A 3,425-nucleotide genomic window follows, 5' to 3' on the forward strand; every position below is an offset into this window, starting at 1 on the left:
TGGAACAGATGGAAATATTGAATTTTTAGCACATATAAAATATGGAGATGAACCTGTTTGTGAAGATAAAATATTAAATATTGTAGAATTAGCTCACAAAAAATTTAAAGAGGAAAGAAATGGAAGTAGTTGATTATAATAGATTAAAAATTTTTAAAACAGTTGCTGACTTAAAAAACTTCTCAAAAGCAGCAGAAGTTCTTTTTTTAACACAACCTACAATTACCCTTCAAATAAAAAAACTTGAAAATTATCTAAATATTACTTTGTTTGAGAGAACAAAGGAAGGAATAAAACTCACCAAAGCAGGAGAAGTCCTTTACAAACACGCAACAAAAATACTTGATGATTACATAGAAATGGAAGAAGAACTTTCAAAAATTTCCAAAAAACTTGAAAAAAATATTACAATAGGAGTAAGCAGTACAATCGGAGATTATTTCTTACCTAAAATACTTTCCAAATTTTTAGATAAAAATTTAGAACTTAATGCAAGCATTTTTATAGGAAATTCTAAAGAAGTTGAAGAAGGAGTACTTTCTAAAAGCTTTTATATAGGGCTCGTAGAAGATGAAATACACTCAAACAAATTAAAAACTGTAGACTTTTACACTGATGAAATAATATTTGTAGCTTCAAAAAATCTGGACATTCCTCCTGTCATTAATAAAAAGGATATAAAAAATTATAAATTTGTATTTAGAGAAAAAGGGTCAGGAACAAGGAATATCGTAGAAAATCATTTAAAAAATGCAGGAATAAAGATAACTCCAGATATAGAAATAAGCAGTAGTAGGGCTATAATTTCTCTTATATCAAAATCCGATTATATAGGGTTTATATCAAAACTTGCTGCTGAAGATATGCTTAAAAGAGGTTTGATAAAAGAAATAAAAATAGATGGTCTAAAAATTGAAAGAAAATTTTCCTGTATTATGCAGAAAAATATCAGGCTTCCTAAAACAGAAAGGGATTTTTTAAATTTTCTGCTGAAAAATTCAAGAAACCTCTGAAAATATTTCCTTCGTTATAGGTCCTTCTGGTAGACGGTTTATAAACTGTTGAACAACAGGGTCTTTTGCATTTTTTATTTCTTCTGGCGTTCCAATTGCATATATTACACCTTTATGAATTATTGCTATTCTGTCAGCAATACTAAAAGCACTTTCAAGGTCGTGAGTAACAACTATAGAAGTAATACCTATCTCATCTCTAAGTTTTAATATTAATCTATCAATAACTGCACTCATAACAGGGTCAAGTCCAGATGTTGGCTCATCATAAAGAACAATTTCTGGATTGGTTGCTATAGCCCTTGCAAGAGAAGCTCTTTTTCTCATACCTCCTGAAAGCTGAGAAGGATAAAGTTCCTCTATACCTTTAAGACCTACCATTGTAAGTTTTTCTTGGGCGAGCCTGTAAACCTCTTTAACAGGCATTTTTGTATTTTCAAGGTAATAAAATCCTACATTTTCCCAGATTTTCAAACTATCAAATAAAGCTCCTTCTTGGAAAAGATATCCCATCCTTTTTCTAAACTCTATAAGTTCATCTTGAGAAAGTTTAGTAATGTCCACATCATCAACAATAATTTGCCCTGAAGTTGGCTTTAAAAGACCTATAATATGTTTAATAGTTGTTGATTTTCCACTTCCACTACCTCCCATAAGTACAAAAACTTCCCCTTCATATACTTCAAATGAGACATTTTTTAAAACTTCTCTATCTCCAAACTTCTTAGTAAGGTCTTTGACTACTATATGTTTTTTTCTCATGTTTTTATTATAACCTTATCACCTTTTTTTAAATTAAACATATCTTTCGCACTTGATAAAGGTGTTGAAAGTTCATAATAGCCAAAACTTCCCTTTATCAAATAAAGCTTTCCTTCATCTCCTTCCAAAAATGAGTTTACAATGCCATCTATTTTATTATCAGAAACATACCCTTCCTTAAAACCTGAAATACTTTCAATATTTGTTATAGCATTGCCAAATTTATCAAATTTTATTATCTGACCTTCAATAACATTTTTCTTATACTCTGCCTCAGGAAAATTTATTTTTTTTATGTTTTTCAATGGAGTTCCAAACTCTTCTAATGGAACACCTTTTGATATATTGGCAGAGACAGGTGCAAATATATCTCTACCATGGAAAGTGTTATTATCTCTGGGAAGTAAAAAATTTTCGTTTTCTATTTTTATAATTTTTTCTATTTTCTCTTCCTTTAATACTAAAGATAAAATGCCGTTATCTGGAGCCACAAAGACATAATTTTCGGTTTTTACAATGATGGCGTTTCTACTACTGCCGACCCCCGGGTCAACAACAACTGTAAAAATTGTATATTTAGGAAAATATCTATAGGAAGCCCTTAAAATAAGAGCCCCTTCTAAAATATCAAAAGAATTAATATCGTGGGATATATCTATAATATCAACCAATGGATTTATACTTTTTATTACACCTTTAACTGTACCTACAAAACCATCTTTCAGACCAAAATCTGTTAAGAGAGCTATAAGCATTATTTATTTTAGAAAGTCTGGTTTTTCCTTTGCGTATTTTTCATCTAAAAACTTTAGAAACTCAGCAGTTTTATCGTAATTTTCTTTACCATAAAGTACAGCCTGTCCGTCAACCACAAGTTCATATCCTTTAGATTTCGCCCACTGCTCAACTGCTTTTTTTACAAAATTTGCAAAATTCTCAACTGCTTTTTGTTGAAGTTTTTGTATTTCCTGCTGTTTTTGCATTGCTTCTTGCTGAAGCTGCTGCATTGCAAGCTGGTCGTTTTGTTTCACTGTAGATGCTTTTGCCTGTATCTCTGCTCTTGCTTTTTCTGCTTTTTGTTGAAGAGCAGTTTTTAAATCAATACCGGCTTTTGATTGTGTAAATACTTTCTGAGTGTCCAGATAAACAATTTTTTCTGCAGAAAATGAAAAGTTAATAAGAAATGCAGAAAATAAAAGAGTAAGTAAAAACTTTTTCATTGATATTCTCCTGCAAAAAATTAGTTTATATTTTTAAATAGAATAAGTTTTTAAAATAAAGCGAGGGACAAAGACTCCATTTTTCATAGGCTCTAAAGCCTCTTAGGGAGTATGTCCCCCTGTCCCTCAAAACCCAATTACTTGATTGGGCTATTAAGCCCCTGCCAGTCGGGAGGATGGTTATGAGGGACTTTAAAAATTCAACTAAGGAGGTGTTGTCATGCACTACATTGGCATTGATATGTCTAAAAACTCCTTTAATTTCTGTGTCATTGATGAAACTGAAAAAATTATTAAACAAGGTTCTTTCCCTGTATCTAAAGATGGTTTTGCTAATTTCCTTAAATTGATTTCCTCTTTTGATAATCCTCTTGTACTTGTTGATCCTCTTCCCGTTATCATCTGCCTCTGGTTTATTCCCTTGTCTCTA

At 31.0% G+C, this 3,425-nt stretch carries 5 protein-coding genes; 1 reads left to right on the forward strand and 4 read right to left on the reverse strand.

The window, feature by feature from the left end:
* The first annotated feature begins 119 nt into the window (after positions 1-119).
* Complete coding sequence (locus HG1285_RS05280; protein WP_008288435.1) at positions 120-1,013, forward strand: LysR family transcriptional regulator; 894 nt, start codon at positions 120-122, stop codon at positions 1,011-1,013.
* Here HG1285_RS05280 and HG1285_RS05275 read toward each other — a convergent pair.
* The 4 genes from HG1285_RS05275 to HG1285_RS20295 form a co-directional block, all read right to left on the reverse strand.
* Complete coding sequence (locus HG1285_RS05275; protein ID WP_008288436.1) at positions 999-1,775, reverse strand: ABC transporter ATP-binding protein; 777 nt, start codon at positions 1,773-1,775, stop codon at positions 999-1,001. The genes HG1285_RS05280 and HG1285_RS05275 overlap by 15 nt on opposite strands.
* A complete protein-coding gene (locus HG1285_RS05270; protein ID WP_008288437.1) occupies positions 1,772-2,530 on the reverse strand; it encodes an SAM-dependent chlorinase/fluorinase in 759 nt (252 codons plus the stop codon). Before HG1285_RS05270 ends, HG1285_RS05275 begins: the two co-directional genes overlap by 4 nt.
* Positions 2,531-2,533: 3 nt before the next feature.
* The gene (locus HG1285_RS05265; protein ID WP_008288438.1) at positions 2,534-2,995 is read right to left on the reverse strand and encodes an OmpH family outer membrane protein; all 462 of its coding nucleotides are present in this window, start codon (positions 2,993-2,995) and stop codon (positions 2,534-2,536) included.
* A gap of 225 nt (positions 2,996-3,220) precedes the next feature.
* The coding region (locus HG1285_RS20295) for a hypothetical protein (RefSeq protein ID WP_232219507.1) at positions 3,221-3,425 on the reverse strand (205 nt) is incomplete at its 5' end.

Source organism: Hydrogenivirga sp. 128-5-R1-1 (assembly GCF_000171895.1).

Coding starts and splice junctions, on each gene's coding strand:
- HG1285_RS05280 (WP_008288435.1), top strand. CDS start 120: ATGGAAGTAGTTGATTATAATAGATTAAAAATTTTTAAAACAGTTGCT.
- HG1285_RS05275 (WP_008288436.1), bottom strand. CDS start 1,775: ATGAGAAAAAAACATATAGTAGTCAAAGACCTTACTAAGAAGTTTGGA.
- HG1285_RS05270 (WP_008288437.1), bottom strand. CDS start 2,530: ATGCTTATAGCTCTCTTAACAGATTTTGGTCTGAAAGATGGTTTTGTA.
- HG1285_RS05265 (WP_008288438.1), bottom strand. CDS start 2,995: ATGAAAAAGTTTTTACTTACTCTTTTATTTTCTGCATTTCTTATTAAC.